This is a genomic window from Streptomyces sp. SCL15-4 (assembly GCF_033366695.1).
Lineage (GTDB): Bacteria > Actinomycetota > Actinomycetes > Streptomycetales > Streptomycetaceae > Streptomyces.
The window spans coordinates 3,702,311-3,726,605 of record NZ_JAOBTQ010000001.1 but is presented as its reverse complement, the minus strand read 5'-3'; the positions used below and the strand labels follow the sequence as shown (position 1 = coordinate 3,726,605).

The 24,295-nt window shown below is 70.4% G+C and carries 25 protein-coding genes; 22 read left to right on the top strand and 3 right to left on the bottom strand.

Annotated features, from left to right (window positions below):
* Nucleotides 1–2 precede the first annotated feature (2 nt).
* Together SCK26_RS16160 and SCK26_RS16155 are read left to right on the top strand one after the other, a co-directional pair.
* Nucleotides 3–302: a hypothetical protein gene (locus SCK26_RS16160; protein WP_318202009.1), complete on the top strand. Its 300-nt coding sequence runs from the start codon at nucleotides 3–5 to the stop codon at nucleotides 300–302.
* A gap of 3 nt (nucleotides 303–305) precedes the next feature.
* Entirely contained in the window at nucleotides 306–698 is a 393-nt protein-coding gene (locus tag SCK26_RS16155) for a hypothetical protein (RefSeq protein WP_318202008.1), read from the top strand.
* Between the two features lie 332 nt (nucleotides 699–1,030).
* Here the strand turns inward: SCK26_RS16155 and SCK26_RS16150 are convergent, their stop codons facing one another.
* Nucleotides 1,031–1,651 carry a hypothetical protein gene (locus SCK26_RS16150; protein WP_318202007.1) on the bottom strand — a complete coding sequence of 207 codons (621 nt, stop codon included), beginning with the start codon at nucleotides 1,649–1,651 and terminating at the stop codon, nucleotides 1,031–1,033.
* Between the two features lie 297 nt (nucleotides 1,652–1,948).
* Here SCK26_RS16150 and hemL point away from each other — a divergent pair, with 297 nt between their 5' ends.
* The 16 genes from hemL (at nucleotide 1,949) to SCK26_RS16065 (ending at nucleotide 17,643) form a co-directional block, all read left to right on the top strand.
* Nucleotides 1,949–3,277: a glutamate-1-semialdehyde 2,1-aminomutase gene (gene hemL, locus SCK26_RS16145; RefSeq protein ID WP_318202006.1), complete on the top strand. Its 1,329-nt coding sequence runs from the start codon at nucleotides 1,949–1,951 to the stop codon at nucleotides 3,275–3,277.
* Nucleotides 3,274–3,969 (top strand): histidine phosphatase family protein, encoded by a 696-nt coding sequence (locus tag SCK26_RS16140; protein WP_318202005.1) that lies wholly within the window; start codon nucleotides 3,274–3,276, stop codon nucleotides 3,967–3,969. The genes hemL and SCK26_RS16140 overlap by 4 nt, the downstream gene beginning before the upstream one ends.
* A gap of 154 nt (nucleotides 3,970–4,123) precedes the next feature.
* Nucleotides 4,124–5,404 carry a hypothetical protein gene (locus SCK26_RS16135; protein WP_318202004.1) on the top strand — a complete coding sequence of 427 codons (1,281 nt, stop codon included), beginning with the start codon at nucleotides 4,124–4,126 and terminating at the stop codon, nucleotides 5,402–5,404.
* 98 nt (nucleotides 5,405–5,502) lie between these two features.
* Complete coding sequence (locus SCK26_RS16130) at nucleotides 5,503–6,093, top strand: TlpA disulfide reductase family protein (protein ID WP_318202003.1); 591 nt, start codon at nucleotides 5,503–5,505, stop codon at nucleotides 6,091–6,093.
* A gap of 1 nt (nucleotide 6,094) precedes the next feature.
* On the top strand, nucleotides 6,095–6,868 hold the full coding sequence (locus tag SCK26_RS16125; protein ID WP_318202002.1) for a cytochrome c biogenesis CcdA family protein: 774 nt from the start codon (nucleotides 6,095–6,097) through the stop codon (nucleotides 6,866–6,868).
* A gap of 3 nt (nucleotides 6,869–6,871) precedes the next feature.
* Nucleotides 6,872–8,581, top strand: coding sequence for a cytochrome c biogenesis protein ResB (locus SCK26_RS16120; protein ID WP_318202001.1), 1,710 nt, complete (start codon nucleotides 6,872–6,874; stop codon nucleotides 8,579–8,581).
* The gene (gene ccsB, locus SCK26_RS16115) at nucleotides 8,578–9,663 is read left to right on the top strand and encodes a c-type cytochrome biogenesis protein CcsB (RefSeq protein WP_318202000.1); all 1,086 of its coding nucleotides are present in this window, start codon (nucleotides 8,578–8,580) and stop codon (nucleotides 9,661–9,663) included. The genes SCK26_RS16120 and ccsB overlap by 4 nt, the downstream gene beginning before the upstream one ends.
* Before the next feature lie 109 nt (nucleotides 9,664–9,772).
* Nucleotides 9,773–10,177: an SRPBCC domain-containing protein gene (locus SCK26_RS16110; RefSeq protein WP_318201999.1), complete on the top strand. Its 405-nt coding sequence runs from the start codon at nucleotides 9,773–9,775 to the stop codon at nucleotides 10,175–10,177.
* Nucleotides 10,178–10,322: 145 nt separating this feature from the next.
* Nucleotides 10,323–11,774 (top strand): menaquinone biosynthesis decarboxylase, encoded by a 1,452-nt coding sequence (locus SCK26_RS16105; RefSeq protein ID WP_318201998.1) that lies wholly within the window; start codon nucleotides 10,323–10,325, stop codon nucleotides 11,772–11,774.
* Nucleotides 11,771–12,673, top strand: a complete 903-nt coding sequence (gene mqnP, locus SCK26_RS16100; RefSeq protein WP_318201997.1) for a menaquinone biosynthesis prenyltransferase MqnP — start codon at nucleotides 11,771–11,773, stop codon at nucleotides 12,671–12,673. The genes SCK26_RS16105 and mqnP overlap by 4 nt, the downstream gene beginning before the upstream one ends.
* A 136-nt stretch (nucleotides 12,674–12,809) precedes the next feature.
* Nucleotides 12,810–13,472, top strand: a complete 663-nt coding sequence (locus tag SCK26_RS16095) for a UbiX family flavin prenyltransferase (protein WP_318201996.1) — start codon at nucleotides 12,810–12,812, stop codon at nucleotides 13,470–13,472.
* A 52-nt stretch (nucleotides 13,473–13,524) separates the two neighbouring features.
* The gene (locus SCK26_RS16090; RefSeq protein WP_030601569.1) at nucleotides 13,525–13,980 is read left to right on the top strand and encodes an Lrp/AsnC family transcriptional regulator; all 456 of its coding nucleotides are present in this window, start codon (nucleotides 13,525–13,527) and stop codon (nucleotides 13,978–13,980) included.
* Nucleotides 13,981–14,018: 38 nt separating this feature from the next.
* Complete coding sequence (gene mqnE, locus SCK26_RS16085; protein ID WP_318201995.1) at nucleotides 14,019–15,182, top strand: aminofutalosine synthase MqnE; 1,164 nt, start codon at nucleotides 14,019–14,021, stop codon at nucleotides 15,180–15,182.
* Nucleotides 15,183–15,538: 356 nt separating this feature from the next.
* A complete protein-coding gene (locus SCK26_RS16075) occupies nucleotides 15,539–16,063 on the top strand; it encodes a GNAT family N-acetyltransferase (RefSeq protein ID WP_318201994.1) in 525 nt (174 codons plus the stop codon).
* 87 nt (nucleotides 16,064–16,150) lie between these two features.
* Nucleotides 16,151–16,459 (top strand): DUF4229 domain-containing protein, encoded by a 309-nt coding sequence (locus SCK26_RS16070; protein ID WP_318201993.1) that lies wholly within the window; start codon nucleotides 16,151–16,153, stop codon nucleotides 16,457–16,459.
* A 125-nt stretch (nucleotides 16,460–16,584) separates the two neighbouring features.
* A complete protein-coding gene (locus tag SCK26_RS16065; protein WP_318206020.1) occupies nucleotides 16,585–17,643 on the top strand; it encodes an IS630 family transposase in 1,059 nt (352 codons plus the stop codon).
* A gap of 7 nt (nucleotides 17,644–17,650) precedes the next feature.
* Here SCK26_RS16065 and SCK26_RS16060 read toward each other — a convergent pair whose 3' ends face one another.
* The gene (locus tag SCK26_RS16060; RefSeq protein ID WP_318201992.1) at nucleotides 17,651–18,445 is read right to left on the bottom strand and encodes an MBL fold metallo-hydrolase; all 795 of its coding nucleotides are present in this window, start codon (nucleotides 18,443–18,445) and stop codon (nucleotides 17,651–17,653) included.
* Nucleotides 18,446–18,760: 315 nt separating this feature from the next.
* Between SCK26_RS16060 and SCK26_RS16055 the strand changes: the two genes are divergently transcribed.
* Nucleotides 18,761–19,411, top strand: coding sequence for a TetR/AcrR family transcriptional regulator (locus SCK26_RS16055; RefSeq protein ID WP_318201991.1), 651 nt, complete (start codon nucleotides 18,761–18,763; stop codon nucleotides 19,409–19,411).
* Nucleotides 19,412–20,243: 832 nt separating this feature from the next.
* Here the strand turns inward: SCK26_RS16055 and SCK26_RS16050 are convergent.
* Nucleotides 20,244–21,092: a MaoC/PaaZ C-terminal domain-containing protein gene (locus SCK26_RS16050; protein ID WP_318201990.1), complete on the bottom strand. Its 849-nt coding sequence runs from the start codon at nucleotides 21,090–21,092 to the stop codon at nucleotides 20,244–20,246.
* A 230-nt stretch (nucleotides 21,093–21,322) separates the two neighbouring features.
* Here SCK26_RS16050 and SCK26_RS16045 point away from each other — a divergent pair, with 230 nt between their 5' ends.
* Genes SCK26_RS16045 through SCK26_RS16035 form a run of 3 tightly spaced genes read left to right on the top strand, consistent with a single transcriptional unit; the run spans nucleotide 21,323 to nucleotide 24,240 of the window.
* Nucleotides 21,323–23,275 (top strand): AMP-dependent synthetase/ligase, encoded by a 1,953-nt coding sequence (locus tag SCK26_RS16045; RefSeq protein WP_318201989.1) that lies wholly within the window; start codon nucleotides 21,323–21,325, stop codon nucleotides 23,273–23,275.
* A 39-nt stretch (nucleotides 23,276–23,314) separates the two neighbouring features.
* The gene (locus tag SCK26_RS16040) at nucleotides 23,315–23,896 is read left to right on the top strand and encodes a DUF6232 family protein (protein ID WP_318201988.1); all 582 of its coding nucleotides are present in this window, start codon (nucleotides 23,315–23,317) and stop codon (nucleotides 23,894–23,896) included.
* Nucleotides 23,893–24,240, top strand: coding sequence for a hypothetical protein (locus tag SCK26_RS16035; protein ID WP_318201987.1), 348 nt, complete (start codon nucleotides 23,893–23,895; stop codon nucleotides 24,238–24,240). Before SCK26_RS16040 ends, SCK26_RS16035 begins: the two co-directional genes overlap by 4 nt.
* The last annotated feature ends 55 nt before the right edge of the window (nucleotides 24,241–24,295 follow it).

Here is a 24,295-nt window from a genome sequence, read left to right as displayed (position 1 = left end):
AGGTGGAACCGGAAGCGATCTTCACACTCTTAGGTTCACTGGGATCGGTGTCGGCATTCATCCCTATCGCAGTGGAAGCGTTCCGCAAGCTGCGCGCGGGAAAGCAAGCCGATCACGTGACTGTTCTACGCGCCGGTGGACGGACGTCCATTGCGGCGGGAGGTCAGATCGGCGCGGCAATTACTGGCGATCACGTTTACAAGCGCCGCGAGGAGCCTATTCTGCTGGACCCCGCGAACGAGAAGGACGTCGATCGCGTCCTGAGTCTTCTGGACGACCCCAAGAAGGACGGGGGGTCCTGAAGCGTGGCCATCCCGCAGCAGAGATCCAGTGGCACCTTCTCTTCCTCCGCCCCCACAGCGTTCAATTCGGACTCGCTCAAGGCGTCGCTGGCAGGCGCTGGAGGCGGCGTCGGCCTGGCTGCCCTGATCGACGCAAATGACGGCGAGACGCTCGCCGGAAAAGCTTTCCTCTACCTCTGTCCCCTTTTCGCTGTGATCTTGTCGGCGATCTTTGAATGGGTGCTGATTACTCTTGATCGCATGACGAAGCGAAAGAGGGCGAAGGCGCGCTTGGAGGTAGCAAAGGCTGCACTGGCCGACCCGAACATCGAAGCGGCTCGGAAGGACGAATTAACCCAGGTGATTATTCAGACGGAGAACGAGGCGATAGAATGGGGCATCAAGCTGCATGACTGATGCCTTGCGGATCCATAGAGTTGGAATCCTTGCGGCCCGATTTCATGCGATGGTCGAGAAGAGGTAGGGTCGCCTACTCGTTCAGCGCCGCTATCGCCTGGGCGTCGTGTGCAAGCGCGTCGACGTTAATCGACGGCGTTGCTGCGTCCAGTGAGACCCGCACCCGTAAGGCGGTCGACGACACCTTCACGGAGGACGTCGGCGAGCCGCCCGCCCAGAGCACATCAGTTCCCTCACCGCGCCCATGTGCCCGGCCGCCTGACGGGCCCTTCAGGCACTGGCAAGAGCGGGACCCGAAAGTCCCGCCCAAGCCCCACGGAACCCCAGGTCGGTCAGGGCCACACCAGGCAATAGGGCTGATGCCCCGCCTCATGCAGCCGATGTGAGAAGTCCTGCCACTCGTGCAGCAGTTGGTACACGTTGAACGCGTCCCGGGGGCCGCCGCGGTCCGGGACCGTGGACCAGATGAAGGCCGCCGCGCCGACCGCCTCCTCGCCGATGCCGCGGAGCGGGTCGACGACCGTCGTGGGGAGTTTGACGACGGCGTAGTCGGGGTGGAGGACGACCAGTTCGAGGGGCGGCACCTTGTGCAGGGGGACGCCCTGGATGCCGGTCAGGACCATCGCGGCCATCGTCTCCGGCTTGATCTTCGTGAACATGCCGTTCATGCCCAGCTCGTCGCCGCCCAGCTCCTCGGGGCGCATCGAGATCGGGACACGGGCCGCGGTCGCTCCGTCGGGCGCGCCGAAGTACTTGTACGTCACCCCCACCCGGCCACCATTCCTGCTCCCTGCCCGCAGAGGCTGCCGGTCGTACCGCTCGGGCTCACCCGGTCCACCCTGTGTCCGACGTGTCTCGGTCGTTTCCTCCGCGTCGCGCCGGTGCCTTCCCCGCCGGGCACGTCGAGGACCCAGGTCATCAGTCCCCTCGCCCAGTCCGCCACCGCGATGCATATCTCCACCCGACTGCTTTTCTAGGACGCGTGGCCCCCGCCGCGCAACCCGATCATCGTGTCAGTGACCTCCCCCGCGGTCGCCCGCCGAAACGTACGGTGGAACGGCGATCCGCGGTGAAGATTCCCGGCCCCTGATCATTACGTGCGTGAGGGCCGTGTGTATCAGCTCTCAGTCTCGCAGACGAGGGATGGCGCCGCTTCGATCCGGAGGGCGAGGGCGGTCCGGCCGGGCCGCGGCCTACCCTGAGGAGGTCACCCCGCAACCGGAGTCGAGAAGCCGGAGAAGCCGCACGTCATGAGTGCCACGAGCGAAACGCCCTATCCCTACGACGCGCCCGTCTCGCAGGCGCTCTTCGACCGTGCCTCCGCGGTCACGCCGGGTGGAGTGAACTCCCCGGTGCGCGCCTTCCGCGCCGTCGGCGGCACGCCCCGCTTCATGGTGTCGGGCAAGGGCCCCTACCTCACCGACGCCGACGGCCGCGAGTACGTCGACCTGGTGTGCTCCTGGGGACCGATGATCCTCGGGCACGCGCACCCCGAGGTCATCGCCGCCGTACAGGAGGCCGTCGCCCGGGGCACGTCCTTCGGCACGCCCGGCCAGGGCGAGGTGGAGCTGGCCGAGGAGATCGTCGCCCGGGTCGAGCCCGTGGAGCAGGTGCGGCTGGTCAGCAGCGGCACCGAGGCCACCATGTCGGCCATCCGGCTCGCCCGCGGGTTCACCCGGCGCTCGAAGGTGATCAAGTTCGCCGGGTGCTACCACGGGCACGTCGACTCGCTGCTCGCCGCCGCCGGCAGTGGCGTGGCCACGTTCGCGCTGCCGGACACGCCCGGTGTCACCGGGGCCCAGGCCGGTGACACGATCGTGCTGCCGTACAACGACCTGGAGGCCGTCCTGGAGGCCTTCCACCGGCACCCCGGCGAGATCGCCTGTGTGATCACGGAGGCCTCGCCGGGCAACATGGGCGTGGTGCCGCCGGACCCCGGGTTCAACCAGGGCCTGAAGGACGCCTGCGGCAAGAACGGCGCGCTGTTCATCTCCGACGAGGTGATGACCGGTTTCCGCACCAGCCGCGCAGGGTGGTACGGCGTGGAGGGCGTCAAGCCCGACCTGATGACGTTCGGCAAGGTGATGGGCGGCGGGTTCCCGGCCGCCGCGTTCGGCGGGCGCGCCGATGTCATGGCGCACCTCGCTCCGGCCGGGCCCGTCTACCAGGCCGGCACCCTCTCCGGCAATCCCGTCGCCACCGCCGCCGGTCTCGCCCAGCTGCGGCTGCTCGACGACGCCGCGTACGGCAAGGTCGACGCCGTGTCCGAGCAGATCCGCACGCTGGTGAGCGAGGCCCTGACCAAGGAGGGCGTCGCGCACCGGGTGCAGACCGCCTCCAACATGTTCTCGGTGTTCTTCACGGACCGGCGGGTACGGGACTACGAGGACGCCAAGCGGCAGGAATCCTTCCGCTTCACCGCGTTCTTCCACTCGATGCTGGCGAACGGCGTCTATCTGCCGCCGTCGTCCTTCGAGTCCTGGTTCGTGTCCACGGCCCACGACGAGCGGGCCGTGCAGAAGATCGCCGACGCCCTTCCGGCGGCGGCCCGGGCGGCTGCGGAGGCCACGGCCGAATGAGCGACAGCAAGGACATCACCGTCGTCCACCTCATGCGGCACGGCGAGGTCGAGAACCCGGACGGGATCCTGTACGGGCGGCTGCCCGGCTACCACCTGTCCGAGCTGGGCCGGCAGATGGCCGAGCGGGTCGCCGAGCACCTGTCCTCCCGGGACGTGGCCTACGTCTGCGCCTCGCCGCTGGAGCGGGCGCAGGAGACCGCCACCCCGATCGCCAAGGCGCACGGGCTGGACCTGGCCACCGACGGGCGGCTGATCGAGGCCGACAACGTCTTCCAGGGCAAGACCTTCGGCGTCGGCGACGGCGCGCTCCAGCGGCCGGAGAACTGGAAGCACCTCGTCAACCCGTTCCGGCCGTCCTGGGGCGAGCCGTACATCGACCAGGTCGTACGGATGATGGGCGCGCTGAACGCGGCCAGGGACCAGGCGCGCGGGCACGAGGCGGTGCTGGTCAGCCACCAGCTGCCGATCTGGATCGTGCGGTCGTACGTCGAGCGGCGGCGGCTGTGGCACGACCCGCGCAAGCGGCAGTGCACCCTGGCCTCCCTGACGTCGTTCACCTACCAGGGCGACAGGATCGTGTCCGTGGGCTACAGCGAGCCCGCCATCGACCTGGTCCCGGTCCATCTGCGCGCCGGTGCCAGGCCCCAGAAGGGCAAGGGCACGGCCCAGGGCAAGGCCTTCGGCGCCTGAGAACCGCCGGCGGTGGTCACTGAGCGTCCGTTTGGCGTGGCTTAGCGCACTGTCGCGACCTTTTTTACGAAAAGCGTAAGAATCATCGGAACCTCCCCGATCTTGCTGCCCTCTGACTGGGTGAACCAGCAGGCAGTGACGATCGGGGTTTTCCATGCGCACCTTCTCCCGGACCCTCTCCCGGCGGGGAGCACTCGGCCTCGGCGCGGGTGCGGCCGCCGCCGTCTCGCTCGCCGGGTGCGGCGGTTCCACGTCCTCGGACGGCGCCGGGCGCCCGGCCGGTTCCCGGACGCAGGGGAGCAGGGGCGAGGCCCGCCCGGCGCGGCCCATCGGCGACGGTTCCACCTCCTTCACCGGCAAGCAGCCGCACCAGCCGGCCCGGCCCGAGCCGCTGGAGCCGGGACAGACCCCGCCGCAGTTCGTGATCTTCTCCTGGGACGGCGCCGGCGAGGTCGGCAACGGCCTCTTCCCGCGCTTCCTGGACCTCGCCAAGGAGCACGGCGCGGCCATGACCTTCTTCCTCTCGGGGCTGTATCTGCTGCCCGAGTCGAAGAAGCGGATGTACGAGCCGCCGAACAACCCGCGCGGCGCCTCCGACATCGGCTACCTCACGGACGAGCACATCAAGGCCACGCTCACCAACGTGCGCCGGGCCTGGCTGGAGGGGCACGAGATCGGCACCCACTTCAACGGGCACTTCTGCGCGGGCGGCGGCACGGTCGCGAACTGGACCCCGCAGCAGTGGGGCAGCGAGATCCGCCAGGCCAAGGCGTTCGTGAAGGAGTGGCGGACCAACACCGGCTGGACCGATCTGCCCTCGCTGCCGTTCGACTACGACAAGGAACTGGTCGGCGGCCGTACGCCCTGTCTGCTCGGCCAGGACAACCTGCTGCCCACCGCCAAGGAGCTGGGCTGGCGCTACGACGCCTCCTCGCCGGGCGGCCGTCAGGTGTGGCCGGTCAAGCGCCACGGCATATGGGACCTGCCCTTGCAGCAGATACCTTTCCCCGGACGCAGGTTCGAGGTCCTGTCCATGGACTACAACATGCTCGCCAACCAGTCGGTCAACTCGACCAAGGCACCCGCGTACAACTACCCGGGCTGGCGCAAGCAGTCCGCGCAGGCGTACATCCAGGGATTCCAGCGGGCCTACGAGACGAACCGGGCGCCGTTCTTCATCGGCAACCACTTCGAGCAGTGGAACGGCGGCATCTACATGGACGCCGTCGAGGAGGCCTTCAAGCACATCGCGCGCGAGAAGGAGAAGGGCGCCGACGTGCGCCTGGTCTCCTTCCGGCAGTACGTGGACTGGATGGACGTGCAGAAGCCCGAGGTCCTCGCCAAGCTGCGCACGCTCGGGGTCGGGCAGCGGCCCGCCGGGGGCTGGAAGGAGTTCCTGCGGAAGACCGGAGGCGCCGCGTCCAACGCGGCCTGATGTCCTGAATGTCCCGTGTAAATACGCCCTGAAATGCGGTTTTCGGCCCGGCAGGGGGGTGCGCGAAATCCTCGGGACAGGCATGCGAAACTTTTCACATGAGTACCCGTAGCCGCGCCGTCCTGCTCACCGCCGCGGCCGCCGCGGCGGCCCTGACCCTGTCCGCGTGTGGCAAGGGCGGCATCTCCGGTGGCGGTGGCGACACCCACTTCGTCACCGGCAGCAACGGCATCGACACCGTCGCGGCCGGCAAGCGCGCCACGGCTCCGGACCTGTCCGGCAAGACCATCGACGGCAAGACCCTCGACGTCGCCGACTACAAGGGCAAGGTCGTCGTCATCAACGTCTGGGGCTCGTGGTGCGGACCGTGCCGCAACGAGGCCAAGTACTTCGCCAAGGTCTCCAAGGACTACGCGGACAAGGGCGTACAGTTCGTCGGCATCAACACCCGCGACACCAGTACCACCCCGGCCGTGAACTTCGAGAAGGAGCACGGCGTCGAGTACCCGAGCCTGTACGACCCCACGGGCAAGCTCATGCTGCGCTTCAAGAAGGGCACGCTCAACCCGCAGATCGTCCCCTCCACGCTCGTCATCGACCGGCACGGCAAGGTCGCCGCGCGGGCCCTGGAGGCGCTCGACGACACCGGCCTGGTGGAGATGATCAAGCCGGTCCTCACGGAGAAGTGACGTGAGCGCACTGCTGACACTGGCCGCGGAGACCGGCCGCAACCAGACGGTCCTGCACGGCGCCCTGCTGGTCGCCCTGCCGATCGCCCTGTTCGCCGGACTCGTGTCGTTCTTCTCGCCCTGTGTGCTGCCGCTGGTCCCCGGCTACCTCTCCTATGTGACCGGCGTCGCGGGCGCCGACCTGGCCGAGGCCAGACGGGGCCGGATGGTGGCCGGCGCCTCCCTGTTCGTGCTCGGCTTCAGCGCCGTCTTCGTCTCCAGCGGGGCGCTGTTCGGCTACTTCGGCGCCAACCTGATCGACTACCAGAGCACCCTGTCCAAGGTCCTCGGCGTGCTCATGATCATCATGGGCGTGTTCTTCATGGGCCTGACGCCCTGGTTCGCCATGCGCGAGTTCCGCTTCCACAAGCGGCCCACGGGCGGCCTGGCGGGGGCGCCGGTCCTCGGTGCCCTCTTCGGCGTCGGCTGGACGCCCTGCATGGGCCCGACGCTGTCCTCGGTGAACTTCCTGTCGCTGAACGAGTCGAGCGCGGCCCGGGGCTCGCTGCTGATGCTCGTGTACTGCCTCGGCCTCGGCGTCCCGTTCGTCGTCACCGCGATCGCCTTCCGCAAGGCGCTCGGCGCCTTCGCCTGGGTCAAGCGCCACTATGTCTGGGTGACGCGCATCGGCGGCTCGATGATGATCGTGACCGGTGTGCTGCTGCTGACCGGTGCCTGGGGCGGTCTGGTGCAGCAGATGCAGACCTGGACCAACGGCTTCAATGTGGGGATCTGACCGATGAGCGACACCGACACCGACACCGGCCGGGACCAGGAGGAGCTGGGCGCCGCCGGCTCCCGGCTGTCCACCGCCCCGCAGGAGGAGGCGGTGAGCCTGCCCGGCCTCGGTGTCATCGGCTGGGCCCGCTGGTTCTGGCGGCAGCTGACCTCCATGCGGGTCGCGCTGCTGCTGCTCCTGCTGCTCTCGCTGGGCGCGATCCCCGGCTCGCTGATCCCGCAGACCGGCGCGGACGCCGCCAAGGTCGAGGAATTCCGCGCCGCGCACCGGACGCTGGCGCCGGTCTACGACAAGCTGGGCCTGTTCCACGTCTACAGCTCGGTGTGGTTCTCCGCGATCTACATCCTGCTGTTCGTCTCCCTCATCGGCTGCATCATCCCGCGCACCTGGCAGTTCGTCGGCCAGCTGCGCGGCCGGCCGCCGGGCGCCCCCAAGCGCCTGTCCCGGCTGCCCGCCTACACCACCTGGACCACCACCGAGGACCCCGAGCAGGTCCGCGAGGCCGCGCTCGCCCTGCTGAAGAAGCGCCGCTTCCGGGCCCACGCCGCCGGTGACGCCGTCGCCGCCGAGAAGGGCTATCTGCGCGAGCTGGGCAACCTGGCCTTCCACATCGCCCTGATCGTGCTGCTGATCGCCTTCGCCTCCGGCCAGCTGTTCAAGTCGGACGGCACCAAGCTGATGGTGGAGGGCGACGGCTTCTCCAACGCGCTGCCGATGTACGACGACTTCAAGTCCGGCAGCCTCTTCGAGCCCGACGACCTGGTCCCGTTCAGCTTCGGCCTGAAGGACTTCAAGGGGACGTACGAACTGACCGGCCCCAACCGGGGCACTCCGCGCACCTTCCAGGCGAAGATCCGCTACAGCGAGGGCGCGTACGGCAAGGAGACCACGACCACCGTCAAGGTCAACGAGCCGCTGAAGATCGGCGACTCCAAGGTCTACCTGGTCAGCCACGGCTACGCACCCGTGATCACCGTCCGGGACGGCCGGGGCAAGGTGGTCTACCGCGACGCCGTGCCGCTGCTGCCGCTCGACGGCAACGTCACCTCCCAGGGCGTCGTCAAGGTCATGGACGGCTACCGCGACGCCAAGGGCAAGAAGGAGCAGCTCGGCATCAAGGCCTTCTTCCTGCCGACCTACGGCGGCGCCGGCATGGAGATCGCCTCGACCTTCCCGGCGCTGCTCAACCCGGTGCTGAACCTGGAGCCGTACCACGGCGACCTGGGCGTCGACTCGGGCCTGCCGCAGAGCGTGTACCAGCTCGACAAGACCCACATGAAGGACTACAAGGACGCCAAGGGCGCGCAGCTGAGGGACAACCTCAAGCCCGGCGAGACCATGAAGCTGCCCGGCGGCGCCGGCACCGTCACCTTCGAGAAGGACGTCAAGGAGTGGGCCGGCTTCGAGATCGTGCAGGAGCCGGGCGGCGGCTGGGCGCTCGGCGGCGCCCTCGTCGCGATCCTCGGCCTGGCCGGTTCCCTGTTCATCCAGCGCCGCCGCGTGTGGGTGCGGGCGGTGCGCGGCGCCGACGGCGTCACGGTGGTCGAGATGGCCGGGCTCGGCCGCAGCGAGTCGGCGAAGGTGCCCGAGGAACTGGGCGAGCTGGCCGGACACCTCTACGACCGGGCGCCGGCCGCGCCCGGACCCGACGACCATTCCGCACCCACACCCGACCGCCACGTCGTACCTGCCGAAGGGGCTGAGAAGTGACTCTCGCCGCCGCGACCAACGAACATCTCGCGAGCGTCAGCAACACGCTGATCTACTCGTCGATGGCCGTCTACACCCTGGCCTTCTTCGCCTACATCGCCGAGTGGCTGTTCGGCAGCCGCAGCAAGGTCGCCCGGACGGCCGCCGCGCTCACCGCCGAAGGCGGCGCGCGGACGGCCGGCGGCCCGGCCGTCACCGTCCGCAAGGGCGGGGGCACCGCCGTGCTGGAGCGGCCCAAGGTCGTCGTCCGCTCGGCCTCCGGCGCGCGGGACGTGCCGGACGGGCCCGGCGCGCACGGCGGCGACGAGCAGGGCGACCTGTACGGCCGGATCGCCATCTCGCTCACCGTGCTCGCCTTCCTGGTGGAGCTGGCCGGTGTCGTCGCCCGCGCGGCCTCCGTGGAGCGGGCGCCGTGGGGCAACATGTACGAGTTCAACATCACCTTCTCCACGGTCGCCGTCGGCGTATACCTCGCGCTGCTGGCGCTGAAGAAGAACGTGCGCTGGCTCGGACTGTTCCTGATCACCACGGTCCTGCTCGACCTGGGCCTCGCGGTCACCGTCCTGTACACGGCCAGCGACCAGCTGGTGCCGGCCCTGCACTCGTACTGGCTGTACATCCACGTCTCCACCGCGATCTTCTGCGGCGCGGTGTTCTACGTCGGCGCGGTCGCCACGATCCTGTACCTGTTCAAGGACTCCTACGAGAACAAGCTCCAGGCCGGCGGCAAGCCGGGCAGGTTCGCCTCCTCGGTCCTGGAGCGCCTGCCCGCCTCCGCGTCCCTGGACAAGTTCGCCTACCGGATCAACGCGGCCGTCTTCCCGCTGTGGACGTTCACGATCATCGCGGGCGCGATCTGGGCGGGCGACGCCTGGGGCCGGTACTGGAACTGGGACCCGAAGGAGACCTGGTCCTTCATCACCTGGGTCGCCTACGCCTGCTACCTGCACGCGCGGGCCACGGCCGGCTGGAAGGGCCGCAAGGCCGCCTACCTGGCGCTGATCGCGTTCGGCTGCTGGCTGTTCAACTACTACGGCGTCAACATCTTCGTCTCCGGCAAGCACTCCTACGCGGGCGTGTAAGCCCCCGCCGTCCGGCACGAGGCCGGCTCCCGCGACACGCGTCACGGGGGCCGGCCTTCGTCGTACGGACAGGCGTGCGCGGGCCCGGGGCCGGGGGCAGGCTGGAGACATGAGCGGTTCCATCGCACAGGGCACCAGCCAGACCCACGGGAACACGCACATCCTGCACTTCGTCGTGCGGCTCTCGCGGGGCATGGAGGAGGTCTGGCCCGCGGTGTCCACGCCCGAGGGGCTGGCCGCCTGGTGGACCCCGGCCGAGGTGCTCGAACCCCGGCTCGGCGGCGCGGTCACCCTGCGCGGGCTGGGCAGCGGGCAGGTCACCGCGTGGGACGTGGACCGGGTCGCGGAGTACACGGTGGAGGGCGGCGGCCGGGTCCGGTTCCACCTGGAACGGGACGAGGACGGCAGCGCGCTGCGCCTGACGCACGAGTTCCAGGGCGAGGAGGAGTCGGAACAGCGCTGGCGGGACCGGCTCGAGCGACTGATCGCACAGCAGGGGCGGGAGCGGCCCTAGCCCGGTGACCGGCCTGCCGCTGTCCGTGCCGCGCCGCGGCGAAGCCCACCGTGCCCGCGCCCGCCCGAGCCGGCGCCGGCCCGGCCCCGCCGGAACCGGGGGGTGGGCACCGGGACAAAGCGGTACGTCGGCGATACTGGGGCACATGGCTTACGACGATCTTCGCTCCCTGCTCCGGGCGCTGGAGCGCGAGGGCGACCTCAAGCGCATCAAGGCCGAGGTCGACCCGTATCTGGAGGTCGGGGAGATCGTCGACCGGGTGCAGAAGTCCGGCGGTCCGGCGCTGCTCTTCGAGAACGTGCGCGGCTGCGACCTGCCGCTCGCGATGAACGTGTACGGCACCGACCGCCGCCTGCTGAAGGCGCTGGGCCTGAAGTCGTACGACGAGATCTCCGACAAGATCGGCGGCCTGCTGCGGCCCGAGCTGCCGCACGGCTTCGTCGGCGTGCGCGAGGCCTTCGGGAAGCTGGGCGCGATGACCCACGTCCCGCCGCGCAAGGTCAAGGAGGCGCCCGTGCAGGAGGTCGTCCTGCGCGGTGACGACGTCGACCTGGACCGGCTCCCGGCGCTGTTCACCTGGCCGAAGGACGGCGGCTCCTTCTTCAACCTCGGCCTGACCCACACCAAGGACCCCGAGACCGGCGTCCGCAACCTCGGCCTGTACCGCCTCCAGCGCCACGACCGGCGCACGATCGGCATGCACTGGCAGATCCACAAGGACAGCCGCAACCACTACCAGGTGGCCGCGCGCCGGGGCGAGCGCCTCCCGGTGGCCATCGCCTTCGGCTGCCCGCCCGCCGTGACGTACGCCTCCACCGCGCCTCTGCCCGGCGACATCGACGAGTACCTCTTCGCCGGCTTCATCGCGGGCAAGCGCATCGAGATGACCGACTGCAAGACGGTCCCGCTCCAGGTGCCCGCCCACGCCGAGGTGGTCCTGGAGGGCTGGCTGGAGCCCGGCGAGATGCTGCCCGAGGGTCCCTTCGGCGACCACACCGGCTTCTACACCCCGCAGGAGCCGTTCCCGGCGCTGAAGATCGACTGCGTGACGATGCGCAGGCGCCCGCTGCTCCAGTCGATCGTCGTCGGCCGCCCTCCGACGGAGGACGGCCCTCTCGGCCGGGCCACGGAACGTTTCTTCCTGCCCCTGCTCAAGATCATCATCCCGGACATCGTGGACTACCACCTGCCCGAGGCCGGCGGCTTCCACAACTGCGCGATCGTCTCGATCGACAAGAAGTACCCCAAGCACGCGCAGAAGGTGATGCACGCCGTCTGGGGGGCGCACATGATGTCCCTCACCAAGCTGATCGTGGTCGTGGACGCCGACTGCGACGTCCACGACCTGCACGAGGTCGCCTGGCGGGCCCTCGGCAACACCGACTACGCCCGCGACCTCACGGTGGCCGAAGGTCCCGTCGATCACCTCGACCACGCCTCCTACCAGCAGTTCTGGGGCGGCAAGGCGGGCATCGACGCCACGCGGAAGTGGCCGGAGGAGGGCTACACCCGCGACGGCGGGTGGCCGGACATGGTCCTGTCGGACCCGGATACGGCGGCCTTGGTGGACCGCCGCTGGAAGGAGTACGGACTATGAGCAGCGCTTCCGCTGCCATCGCCCAGCCGGGCCGGACCAAGGCGTTCCTCCGCCTGGTGATGATCGAGCACTCGGTCTTCGCGCTCCCCTTCGCCTACATCGCCTCGCTGACGGCGATGTACGAATGGGACAGGAACATCCACTGGGGCCGCCTGCTCCTGGTCACCGTGTGCATGGTCGGCCTGCGCACGTTCGCGATGGCGGTCAACCGGATCATCGACCGCGAGATCGACGCCCGCAACCCGCGCACGGCGCACCGGGAACTGGTGACGGGCGCGATGTCGGTACGGCACGCGTGGACCGGCGCGCTGATCGCCCTGGCGGTGTTCCTCGGCGCGGCGGCCCTGCTCAACCCGCTGTGCCTGGCCCTCGCGCCGGTGGCCGTGGTGCCGATGGTGGTCTACCCCTACGGCAAGCGGTTCACCAACTTCCCGCAGGCCATCCTCGGCCTGGCCCAGGCCATGGGCCCGGTCGGCGGCTGGCTGGCGATCAGCGGGGAGTGGTCGTGGAACGCGGTGATCCTCGGCCTGGCCGTGGGCATATGGATCGGCGGATTCGACCTGATCTACGCCTGCCAGGACGTGGAGACCGACCGTGAGATCGGCGTGCTGTCGGTCCCGGCGCGCTTCGGCATCCCGGCCGCGATCTGGGGCGCCCGCGCGTGCCACACGGTCACCACGGCCCTGTTCGTCTGGTACGCCCTCGCCACCGGCGCCGGCGCGTTCTTCTGGCTGGGCCTGGTGATCGTCGCGGCGGCCTTCTGCTACGAGCACAGGATCGTCCGGCCGCACGACCTGACCCGTCTGAACAGGGCGTTCTTCAGCGTCAACGGATTCATCGGTATCGCCTTGTTCGTCTGCGCCCTGCTGGACCTCCTGGTACGAGGGCTCACCGTCTAGCCGTCGCCGTCCTCCGCCGGCTTCGCGGCCGGGCGGCCACACCGCGTCCGCCCGGCCGCCCCAGACCCCCACCGGTCCTGAACCCCTTGGCGTCCGCCGGTACGCTCAAGGTGTGAACGCAGGAGAAACGCAGCGCGTGCCTTGGATCGTGGGGGTGTCCGGAGCTTCCGGGACGCCGTACGCGGCGGCCGTGCTGCGGGCGCTGCTGGCGGCTGGCGAAGCGGTGGACCTGGTGGTCAGCCGGGCGTCGCGGCTGACGCTGCTGGACGAGACGGGCCTGCCCTTCCGTGACGCCCACTGGCAGGACGACCTGCGGGAATGGCTGGCCCGCGGCGCCGACGGCAAGCCCGGCACCTTCGACGTGGACGTCAGCGGCGTCCGCTACTGGAGCGCGGGCGACCTCGCGGCCGGCCCGTCCTCCGGCTCGTACCCGGCCCGCGGCATGCTCGTCGTGCCCGCCTCCACCGCCTGCGTGGCCGGTGTGGCGCTCGGCCTGTCCAAGGACCTCCTCCAGCGCGCGGCGAGCGTCACGCTGAAGGAGCGCCGCCCGCTGGTCGTGGCCGTGCGGGAGACCCCCTTGAACGGCCAGACGCTGCGTCACCTGGTCACCCTGGACGACGCCGGTGCCGCGGTCGTCCCGGCCTCGCCCGCCTTCTACGCGGGTGCCACCCACATCCAGGACCTGGTGGACTTCGTCGCCGGCCGGGTGCTGGACGCGGCCGGCGTCGCCCACGGACTGTACCGGCGCTGGCAAGGAGAGCTGGGCGGCGGCCAGGCGGACGGTTCGCGGGGCGAGTAGCAGTACGTACCTCTCATCACTTCAGGAACTTTCACCGGAAGGCTTCGATCGCATGGACGCGGTGGACAGGCAGCTCATCCAGGCACTGAGGGAGAACGGCCGGGCCTCGTACGCGGAGCTGGGGCGCCTGGTCGGCCTGTCGGGCCCCAGCGTCACCGACCGCATCAACCGGCTGGAGGCGGCCGGCGTCATCACCGGTTACCGCGCCACGGTGAACGCGGCCTCCCTCGGCCTCGGTGTCACCGCCCTGATCGGCATCTCCCTCTCCGACGCGGCCGACCACGAGGACGTGGCGCAGCGGCTGCGGGACCTGCCGGAGATCGAGGACTGCTGGTTCATCGCGGGCGACGACTCGTACATGCTCAAGGTCCGGGCGTCGGACGTGGACGGCCTGGAGCGGACCATCCGCCGGCTCAGCGGCACCAAGGGTGTCTCCCGGACCCGTACCACGATCGTGCTGTCCACGAAGTGGGAGAACCGGGTCGGGGAGCTGCCCGAAGAGGTGTAGGGATACCGTTGGTCGGGCTGTCGTAGAAAGGTGTTGCCATGGACGTCGGGCTCAAGCGCGAGCTGGAGGAGAAGGTCCGTTCCGGTGAGCGGCTGACCCGCGAGGACGGCATCGCGCTGTACGCGTCGGACGACCTGGCCTGGCTCGGCGGCCTCGCGCACGAGGTGCGGACCCGCAAGAACGGTGACGTGGTCCACTTCAACGTCAACCGTCATCTCAACATGACGAACGTGTGCACCGCGTCCTGCGCGTACTGCTCGTTCCAGCGCAAGCCGGGCGAGAAGGACGCGTACACGATGCGCATCGAGGAGGCCGTCAAGCTCGCCAAGGCGATGGAGTCGGAGAACCTCACCGAGCTGCACATCGTCAACGGCCTGCACCCGAACCTGCCGTGGCGGTACTACCCGCGGTCGCTGCGGGAGCTGAAGAAGGCCCTGCCGAACGTCTCGCTGAAGGCGTTCACGGCGACCGAGATCCACCACTTCGAGACGATCAGCGGGCTGTCCGCCTCGGAGATCCTGGACGAGCTGATCGACGCGGGCCTGGAGTCGCTGACCGGCGGCGGCGCGGAGATCTTCGACTGGGAGGTCCGCCAGCACATCGTGGACCACCGCACCCACTGGGAGGACTGGTCCCGCATCCACCGGCTGGCGCACGAGAAGGGTCTGAAGACCCCGTGCACCATGCTGTACGGCCACATCGAGGAGCCGAGGCACCGCGTCGATCACGTGCTGCGTCTCCGTGAGCTCCAGGACGAGACGAACGGCTTCCAGGTCTTCATCCCGCTGCGCTACCAGCACGACTTCGTGGACATGAAGGACGGCAAGGTACGCAACACCCTCCAGGCGCGCACCTCGATGGCGACGGGCGCGGAGGCGCTGAAGACCTTCGCCGTGTCCCGTCTGCTCTTCGACAACGTCCCGCACGTGAAGGTCTTCTGGGTGATGCACGGCGTGCAGACCGCCCAGCTGGCCCTTCAGCACGGCGCGGACGACATGGACGGCTCGGTCGTCGAGTACAAGATCACGCACGACGCGGACAACTACGGCACGCCGAACAAGCTGACCCGCGAAGACCTCCTGGAACTGATCCGCGACGCCGGCTTCCGCCCCGTGGAACGCAACACGCGCTACGAGATCATCCGGGAGTACGACGGCCCCGACCCGTCCCGCCGCGACGAGCCGCAGCCGATGCGGGTCTGACGCACCGGCCCGCCCGCCCCTCGCCGGCCGCGGCCGACGAGGGGTACCCGGCGGAACCCTTCGTCCCCCCGGGACGAAGGGTTCCCCGCCCTCCGCCGAGCCGCCGCGGCCTGCCGAGGCCGCCCCCTCCGCCTCCCGGCCACCCGGACCGTCTTCGGCACCGGACGCGCCGGCGCCCGGCTGACGCCCGTGGGAGAGCGGCCCGGCGATCAGCAGGACCGCCAGGGCACGCCCTTCGCCGGCCGGCCGGGAAGCTTCTCGACCACGCCCAGGAGGATGCCGGTCCGGTCTGGAGGCGGCGGCCCGGGCCCTCGGGTGACCGGAACCCGGCGGCAGGTAATAGATACACTGCCTGTGTGCCTCTTACCTTCACTCTCGATCCGGCCATCACCCCGGCACTCCGCGACGGCATCCTCGACCTGTGGACGGACGTCTCGAACGCGGGCGGTTCCGTCGGCTTCGTCGCTCCGGTGACCCGCGACGAGATACGGCCCGAGCTGGTGCGCCACCTCGCGCAGATGGCCGAGGGCCGCACCCGGCTGCTCGTCGGCCGCGACGAGGCCGGCCGGGTGGCCGCGACGGCTTTCCTCACCCGCAACACCCACCGGCTGATGACCCACTGGGTGTGGCTGTACACGGTGATGGTCCATCCCCGTCACCAGGGCCGCGGCCACGGCCGTGACCTGCTCGCCGCCGCCGAGGACGCGGCCCGCGGCCTCGAAGGCATCGAGGCGATCCGGCTGACCTGCCGGGGCGGGCACGGCCTGGAGCGGTTCTACGCCTCCTGCGGCTACAAGGAGGTCGGCCGGGTCCCGGACGCCATCCGCGTCGCGCCCGGCGACGACCGCGACGAGATCGTCATGCTGCTGCCGCTCGCCTGACCCCTTGCGAGACCCCCCTGCACGATCGGCACCGGGTCGTGCTTCACTGGTCGATGACCCTATTTGGAATCGGACGAGTGGATTGAGATGCTCCGCTACACGCTGATGCGCCTCGGTATCTTCGCGGGCTGCCTCGTGATCGTCTGGGGAGCCGTCTACTCGGGCATCTTCCCGCGCGGCTTCGGTGACTCCAACCTCCTGTGGGTGCTGCTGCTCTCCCTGGTCCTGTCGGCACCGATCAGCTGGGTGGTGCTGCGCGGGGAGCGGGACCGGGCCTCGGTGCAGATCGTGCACAAGGTCGACCGGATGAAGGCCAACCTGGAGGCCAACCGCGCCCAGGAGGACCTCGCCGACGACACCGCGCGAGCGCAGGACGGGGCCACCGCGTCCAGCTAGTGCCTTGTCACGCAGCCTTCGGCGGGTAATCGACCTGTTGCTCGTGACCCAGCAGACTGTCTCCAAGATTGATCTTGGAGGTGGTTGTGGGACGTCGACCGAGTGTGTTCGTCCGGCCGGTGAGAATGAAGGAGGGCCGGAAGCTGCAGCGGATCAGCCGGACCGCGAAGGACCCGGTGAAACTCCGCCGGGCGATCGTGGTGCTCATGTCCGCCCAGGGCCAGACGGTCAAGGACATCACCGTGCTGATGCAGGTCAGCGAGGACTACGTACGTGACGTCATCCACGCCTTCAACGAGCAGGGGCTGGATGCGCTGGACCCAAAATGGAGCGGGGGACGCCCAAGGACGATCAGTGACAAGGTGCGCGAGCATATCTGCCTGATCGCCCGGACGTCCCCCGCCGACTGGAAGATCACCGCGTTCTCCACCTGGAGCCTGAGCAAGCTCGCCGACCACCTCATCAAACAGAAGGTGACAGCGGCCATCAGCAGGGAGACCCTGCGCCGGATCCTTCGCGCCGGCAAGATTTCCTGGAAGACCACCACCACGTGGAAGGCGTCCACCGACCCGGAGTTCATCGCCAAGATGCACCGCATCCTGGAGCTGTACGACACCCCGCCTGCCGGCGGACGGGTGATATGCGTCGACGAGTTCGGACCGCTGAACCTGATGCCTCGCAAGGGCAAGGCGTGGGGCCCGGTGAGGCGTCCGCGCAGGCTGCGAGCCACCTACAACCGCTACGGCGGCGTGATGCACATGCTCGCCGCCCTCGATCTGGCCACCGGCAAGCTGTACTACCGCATCCGAAAGCGCAAGCGGTGGCGCGAGTTCCTCGGCCTTCTCAAGGCCCTGCGAGCCCGCTGGCCCGGGGAGAAGCTGTACGTGGTGCTGGACAACTTCTCCCCGCACAAGCACACCGAGGTGCAGACCTGGGCCGCTGACAACGACGTCGAGCTGGTCTTCCTGCCGACCTACGGGTCCTGGCTGAACTGGATCGAGTCCGAGTTTGCGGCCCTACGCTACTTCGCACTCAACGGCACCGACCACCGCAGCCACGACGAGCAGAACGCCGCCATCGCCTCCTACGTCCGCTGGCACAACGCCAACGCCGAGCCGAAGACGGCCTTCGCACCCGACTCACCGATCAGATCCTGGACCGGATACCCGGCGAAGGCTGCGTGACAAGCCACTAGACAGCCACGAAGCGGCGGTCACCATCCCCCACGACGACGCGCCCGAAGCGCATGCCAGGGAAGTGCGCGGCTACCAGCAGGTCGTCTCTGTCCGCTGCTTGGTCCGCGATCCGGTTGCGCACCGCCGAGGCGGCGGCAGGGTCGACGTCCCAGACTACCTCCCAATCCCTTTCGCTGAACTGGACGACGGAATGCACCACGTCCCCCAACAGGACGGCCCTACGGCCACCGGATGAGACCACGTACACCGTGGAGCCGGGGGTGTGGCCCGGCACGTGGCGCGCATCGACACCGGGCGCCACTGTGAAGTCCGCGTCGAACAGCTCCAGCCGCGTACCGAGCGGAGTGAGCTTGTCGACAGCGCTTGGCTGCGCGTTGTCGCCGGTGACGAAGTACTCCCAGTCGGCCCGGTGTGCACGGTAGGTCGCCCGGGGGAACACGGCCGCGCCGTTGTGCGTCACCCAGCCAATGTGGTCAAAATGCAGGTGGGTGAGAACGACGTCCGTCACGTCCGCTGGGGTGATTCCGTAGTTGGCCAGAGAGGAGAGCAGGTCCCCTCCCGTGTACCGGCCATCGTCGAACGCGCCCACACCGGTGTCAACGAGTACGGTCCGCTCGCCGGTGCGGACGCAAAAGCCGCCGAGCGGGAGACGCAAGGTGCCGTCCGCTTCAAGATGCTCGGTGTGGCAGGTCCACGGATCCTCCACGCCGGGACGGGACAGGATGTCCGCCGCCACCTCGACCCCCACCCCGTCCCACACCGGCAGAACCTGTATGTCACCGATCTTCACGCGTACTCTCCCGTCTCGAGCAACCGCCTGGTAGCAACCGGCTGCAACCGCTCGAGGCACCAGAACATTCCGGACCACTCAGCGCTGGATCTGAGCTTCCTCACCATGGGCTCGGCCCTGCCCGCCGCTCCCCATTCTGTGTGCTCTGGTGCGTCCACTCCTGGAACTCGACATCCGACTCCAGCGGTCCGTCTCACATCGATTACCCGGCCAACGATGCGAGACGGGCCACTAGCACATGCCCGGGTCGGCGGGTCGCTGCCTGCCGGTACGCGCTCGGCCGGGCACGGCTCCCGGCCGAACTAGTCTTGCCCCATGGGTGCCGTGAAGACCAAGCGGATGCCGAGGGCGGTGCGCGAGCAGCAGATGCTCGACGCCGCCGTACGGATCTTCGGGCAGCGCGGGTACATGGCCGCGTCGATGGACGAGATCGCCGAACTCGCGGGCGTGTCCAAGCCGTTGGTCTATCTGTACCTGAACTCCAAGGAAGACCTCTTCACCGCCTGCATCCGCCGGGAGGCCGCCGCGCTCACGGCGGCCGTGCGCGCGGGCGTACGACAGGACCTGCCCGCCGACCGGCAGCTCTGGGACGGCCTGCGGGCGTTCTTCGCGCACACCGCCGAGCATCCGGACGGCTGGTCGGTGCTGTCCCTCCAGGCCCGCAGGCACGGCGAGCCGTTCGTGTCCGAGGCCGCCGCGATGCGCGCGGAGATCGTCGCCTTCGTGACGCGGCTGGTGGCGGTCGCGGCGCGGGAGGCGCACCGCGATCCCGACCTGCCGGAGCGCGAGGTGGCCGGACTCGCCGAGGCGCTGGTCGGCGCGGCGGAGTCGCTCGCCGCGTGGGCCAACGCCACACCGGGGGTGACGGCCCATCAGGCCGCCTCCACACTCATGAACTTCGCCTGGTCGGGCCTGGGCAACCTCATGCGGGGCACCATCTGGACCCCACCCCGGGACGCGAACTAGCCGACCGCCCCCCGGCACACCCGCCGACGCCTCAGTGCCCGGCGACGGCCTGGAACCCGCCGACGGCTCCACGCCCGGCGTCGGCGGACCCGCACCCGAACGCCACGGACCTGGGCCCGGCGTCGGCGGCTCCGGGCCCGGCGATGACGGACCTGTGTCAGGCGGCAGCGGGCCCGCGCCCGCATACGGCGGACCCGCAGGCGGCTACGGCGGACCCGCGTCCGAACGCCACGGTTCCGTGCCCGGCCACGGCGGTTCCGTGCCCGGCGTCGGCGGACTCGCACCCGAACACCATGGACCCGCTCCCGGCGGCGATGGACCCGCGTCCGGCCGCGGCGGACCCGCGTCCGAACGCCACGGTTCCGTGCCCGGCCACGGCGGTTCCACGCCCGGCGTCGGCGGACTCGCACCCGAACACCATGGACCCGCTCCCGGCGACGATGGACCCGCGTCCGGCCGCGGCGGACCCGCGTCCGAACGCCACGGTTCCGTGCCCGGCCATGGCGGCTCCGTGCCCGGAGTCGGCGGACTCGCACCCGAACACCATGGACCCGCCCCCGGTGACGATGGACCCGCGTCCGGCGACGATGGACCCGCGTCCGAACGCGGCGGACCCGCGTCCGGCCGCGGCGGACCCGCGTCCGAACGCGGCGGACCCGCGTCCGGCCGCGGCGGACCCGCGTCCGAACGCCACGGTTCCGTGCCCGGCCATGGCGGCTCCGCGTCCGGCGACGGCGAACCCGCGCCCGAACGCCACGGGCCCCATCCGAACACCACGCACCCGCACCCAGATGTGACGGCCCCGCGCCCGGTCACAGCGGGCCCGCGTCCCTCAGTGTCCGTCCCGGACCGATCCCTCCACGCACAACCGCCCGCCCGAGCCCCGTAGTTCGAACCGGCCCCCGCCGTCCGCCCCGTACCGGACGGTCCCCGGCAGCGGTACCGGCGCGCGGAAGCGGGCCCGTACGACGGTCGTGGCCGGGCTGCCGTGGGCGGCGAGGCAGCGGGCGAGGGTCCACATGCCGTGGGCGATGGGCTGGGGGAAGCCGAAGAGCCGGGCGGTGAGCGGATGGAGGTGGATGGGGTTGCGGTCCCCGGACACGGCGCCGTACCGCCGCCCCACGTCCCCGCCGAGCCGCCACTCGGCGACGACGGGAAGCGCCGCGCCGGCCTGTGCCGGACCGCGTGCCCCCGGCTTCCCGGTCCGGGCCAGGTACCTGCTGCGGGACACCCACACCGGCCGGCCCCCGCCCCCGCTCGGCCGCACCGCGGTCACCACCACCGCCTCGGTTCCACGCCTGCGCTCCGCCAGCCCCTCGATCCACGCGGAGACCTCGTACGCCCCGTCGGCCGGCAGCGCGGTCCTCCGCTCGATCTCGATGGACGTGTGGACCAGCCCCAGCAGCGGCAGCGGAAAGTCCCGGCCGCTCATCAGCCGCATGGCCAGCGGGAAGCCGAGAACGTGCGGGTAGGTGAGGGGCAGGGCGGACTCGCCGGTGGCGAAGCCGCAGACCCGCTCGTACACGGCCAGGCGCGCGAGGTCGACGCGTACGCCGGGCAGTACCAGCCGGGTGCGGGGGACGGCCGCGTCCGGGGCGGGGCGTTTGAAGGGGGAGCGCAGGGCGCCCCGGGCCAGCAGGGGGCCGAGCGCGGGCGGCGCGGCGAGGGTCACGGTGTGCATCGGGTCACGCCCCCAGCGGTCTCTCCGGATTGCCTACTCTGAAGTAACGTTACCGGAGGTAAGTCGAGCGGTCGGGCGCTCCCCGAGGTTGCACATCCCCGGCCCCGGACCCTCCCGGAACCCGCACAACCCCCTCACAGTGGAGTCGTACGATCACCAGGCCTGACCAGCGGTAACCCCAGCCCGCACAGGGGCCCGCCGGCGGTGCGCGCACGCCAGAGGAGCCGCCCGTGTCCACGCCGTACCCGAACGCCCCCGTCGCCTTCTCCTCCGGCGCACCGGTCTCCGCCACCGACTACGACGGCCGCCCGGTCCTCGTCCAGCCCGACATCCGGCGCCTGGACGGCGCGGTACGGGAGGCGTCGGTGCCGCCGTTCGCGCCTCCGGTCACCCACGGCTCCCTCGCCGACCTGCCGTACGAGAACGCGGAGTCGGCACCGGGCGCGGTCGTCCTCGGCCGCAGGCTGCCCGGCGGCCGCTGGACGGACGTGACCGCCGCGCGGTTCGCCGCCGAGGTGCAGGCGGTGGCCAGGGGACTGATCGCCGAGGGCCTGATGCCGGGCGACCGGATCGCGATCATGGCGCGTACGACCTACGAGTGGACGCTGCTGGACTTCGCCGCGTGGGCGGCCGGACTGGTCACCGTGCCGGTGTATCCGACCTCCTCCGTCTTCCAGACCCGCTGGATCCTGCACGACTCCGGCGCGGTCGCCCTGATCACGGAGACCGCCGCCCAGGCCGCCGCGATCGGCCCCGAACTCCCGCGCCTGCCCGACGTACGCCATGTGTGGGTGATGGAGAAGGACCACGTGGCCCGGCTCGCCGACGCGGGCGCGCACGTGCCGGACGCGGAGGTGGGCGTGCGCCGGGGCATGCTCGGTCCCGACACGCTCGCCACGCTGATCTACACCTCGGGGACCACCGGCCGCCCCAAGGGCTGCGCGCTCTCGCACGGCAACTTCTTCGCCGAGGTGGACAACGCCGTCGAAATCCTCCACCCGGTGTTCAAGGCGCGGGACCACGAGCCGTCGGTGCTGCTCTTCCTGCCCATGTCCCACGTCTTCGGCCGGATGGTGGCCATCGCCTGCGTCCGCGCCCGGGTCCGCCTCGGCCACGCGCCCAGTCTGGCCCCGGACGACCTGCTGCCGGACCTGGCCGCGTTCCGGCCGACCGCGCTGCTGACGATCCCGTACATGCTGGAGAAGGTGTACAACTCCGCGCGCGCGGCGGCGGAGGCGGGCGGCCGGACGGCGGTGTTCGACCGGGCGGCGGCGGTGGCCCGGCGCTACGGCGAGGCGCTGGAGGGCCGCCAGACCGGCACCGGAGCCGGCCCGAGCCGCGCCCTGAAGACCCAGCGCGCCTTCTACGACCCCCTGGTCTACCGCCGTATCCGCGCCGCCATGGGCGGCCGGGTCAGATACGCGATCTGCGGCGGCTCCCCGCTCGGCCGGCGCCTCGCCGCGTTCTACGCGGGCGCGGGCATCGAGATCTTCGAGGGCTACGGCCTGACGGAGACCACCGCCGCGACCACGGTCACCCCGCCGCTGAAGCCGAGGCTCGGCACGGTGGGCTGGCCGCTGCCCGGGACCCGGGTGCGGATCGCGGCGGACGGCGAGATCCTCGTCGCCGGGGACCATGTCCTGCGCGGCTACTGGGACCCGCAGGCCGGCGGAGTGGTCCCCGCGACCCGCGACGGCTGGCTGCCCACCGGAGACCTCGGCGAGCTGGACGACGAGGGCTATCTGACCATCACCGGCCGCAAGAAGGAGCTGCTGATCACGGCGGGCGGCAAGTCGGTGGCCCCGGCCCCGCTGGAGAACTGGCTGCGCCAGCACCCGCTGATCTCCCAGGTGCTCCTGGTGGGCGACGGCCGTCCCTACGTCACCGCGCTCATCACCCTCGACCCCGACGGCATCACCCACTGGCGCCAGATGCTCGGCAAGCATCCGGTCCCGCCGGAACTCCTGACCGGCGACGAGGAGCTGAGGGCCGTCCTCCAGCGCGCGGTGGACGAGGCGAACAAGCTGGTCTCCCGTCCCGAATCCATCCGCCGCTTCGCCGTCCTGCCGACGGACTTCACGGAGGCGGCGGGACATCTGACCCCGTCGATGAAGCTCCGCCGGGACCGCATCCTGCGGGACTTCGCGGCGCAGGTGGAAAATCTGTACGAACGCCGGGAGTAGGCCGTAACCTGCCGGAGCGCCGACACCACGGGGAAGTACATGAACGATCCGAACCTCACGGGCCACTCCTTGCCCGAGCCGCCACCCCAGCCACCATCGCCGCCCCCGGTGCCGGGGGCCACCCTCGTCCTCCGGGTCAGCCGCCGCATGCTGTGGGCGGGGTCGGCGGCCTTCCCTTTGCACAACATCACGATGGTCGACGCCTACATGTTCCGGCCCAGCCGGGTCGCGGCGCTGATCCGCTGCCTGAAGTGGCTGGTCGGCGCCTTCCTGGTCTACCTGGCCTACGCCGCGCTCAACGCCATGGACAACCCGGGCGGTGGGGGCGCCGACAATCCCGCGTTCCTGGTCTTCCTCTGCGTCGCGGCGCTGATCGTCCCCGTCAAGGACCTGCTCGCGCCGCCGAAACCGGTGCTGTCCGTCCAGGTGGCCAGCGGCTCGGCGCTGGTGGTGACCCTCCCGAGCCTGGAGGAGCTGCGGCAGATCGCGGACCGGATCGCGTACGCGATCGACCACCCGGAGGCGGAGTTCACCGCGATCGTGCACCAGTACAACACCAACAACTACGGGCCGGTCGCCAACCTCAACGGCGGCCACGGGAACACGGGGTTCAAGCTGTGAGCGACACGACGAACTACTACGGGCCGGTCGCCAACGTCAACGGCGGCCAGGGCAACGTCGGCTTCAACTACGGCACCGTCGGCGGCCCCGCCCAGGACCCCGAACTCCGCGCCGCCGTCGACGACCTGGCCCGCGGCCTCGCGGACCTGCGCCGCCACCTCACCCCGGAGCAGGACCGGACCGTCGCGGAGACGTTGCCCGCGCTGACTCCCGACCGGAGCGCCCTGCGCGAGCGGGGCCTGCTCCTGGCCTCCCTCGCCCAGATCGCCGCCACCGTCGGCGAGGTCGGCCGGCCGGTCGCGGACGCGGTGGGGCGCCTGCTCGCGCTGCTCGGCCAGGGCTGACCGTTCGGTCGGCACCCGCTCCCCGCACATCCCGCGTCGTCCGGACTCGGCGGGG

Excerpts from the sequence above, each read along its gene's own strand:
- SCK26_RS16130 (WP_318202003.1), top strand. The coding sequence starts at position 5,503 with ATGAGTACCCGTAGCCGCGCCGTCCTGCTCACCGCCGCGGCCGCCGCG.
- SCK26_RS16040 (WP_318201988.1), top strand. The coding sequence starts at position 23,315 with ATGAACGATCCGAACCTCACGGGCCACTCCTTGCCCGAGCCGCCACCC.
- SCK26_RS16070 (WP_318201993.1), top strand. The coding sequence starts at position 16,151 with ATGCTCCGCTACACGCTGATGCGCCTCGGTATCTTCGCGGGCTGCCTC.
- SCK26_RS16065 (WP_318206020.1), top strand. The coding sequence starts at position 16,585 with ATGAAGGAGGGCCGGAAGCTGCAGCGGATCAGCCGGACCGCGAAGGAC.
- SCK26_RS16120 (WP_318202001.1), top strand. The coding sequence starts at position 6,872 with ATGAGCGACACCGACACCGACACCGGCCGGGACCAGGAGGAGCTGGGC.
- SCK26_RS16050 (WP_318201990.1), bottom strand. The coding sequence starts at position 21,092 with ATGCACACCGTGACCCTCGCCGCGCCGCCCGCGCTCGGCCCCCTGCTG.
- mqnP (WP_318201997.1), top strand. The coding sequence starts at position 11,771 with ATGAGCAGCGCTTCCGCTGCCATCGCCCAGCCGGGCCGGACCAAGGCG.
- mqnE (WP_318201995.1), top strand. The coding sequence starts at position 14,019 with ATGGACGTCGGGCTCAAGCGCGAGCTGGAGGAGAAGGTCCGTTCCGGT.
- SCK26_RS16150 (WP_318202007.1), bottom strand. The coding sequence starts at position 1,651 with ATGCATCGCGGTGGCGGACTGGGCGAGGGGACTGATGACCTGGGTCCT.
- SCK26_RS16140 (WP_318202005.1), top strand. The coding sequence starts at position 3,274 with ATGAGCGACAGCAAGGACATCACCGTCGTCCACCTCATGCGGCACGGC.
- hemL (WP_318202006.1), top strand. The coding sequence starts at position 1,949 with ATGAGTGCCACGAGCGAAACGCCCTATCCCTACGACGCGCCCGTCTCG.
- SCK26_RS16055 (WP_318201991.1), top strand. The coding sequence starts at position 18,761 with ATGGGTGCCGTGAAGACCAAGCGGATGCCGAGGGCGGTGCGCGAGCAG.
- SCK26_RS16110 (WP_318201999.1), top strand. The coding sequence starts at position 9,773 with ATGAGCGGTTCCATCGCACAGGGCACCAGCCAGACCCACGGGAACACG.
- SCK26_RS16105 (WP_318201998.1), top strand. The coding sequence starts at position 10,323 with ATGGCTTACGACGATCTTCGCTCCCTGCTCCGGGCGCTGGAGCGCGAG.
- SCK26_RS16090 (WP_030601569.1), top strand. The coding sequence starts at position 13,525 with ATGGACGCGGTGGACAGGCAGCTCATCCAGGCACTGAGGGAGAACGGC.
- SCK26_RS16135 (WP_318202004.1), top strand. The coding sequence starts at position 4,124 with ATGCGCACCTTCTCCCGGACCCTCTCCCGGCGGGGAGCACTCGGCCTC.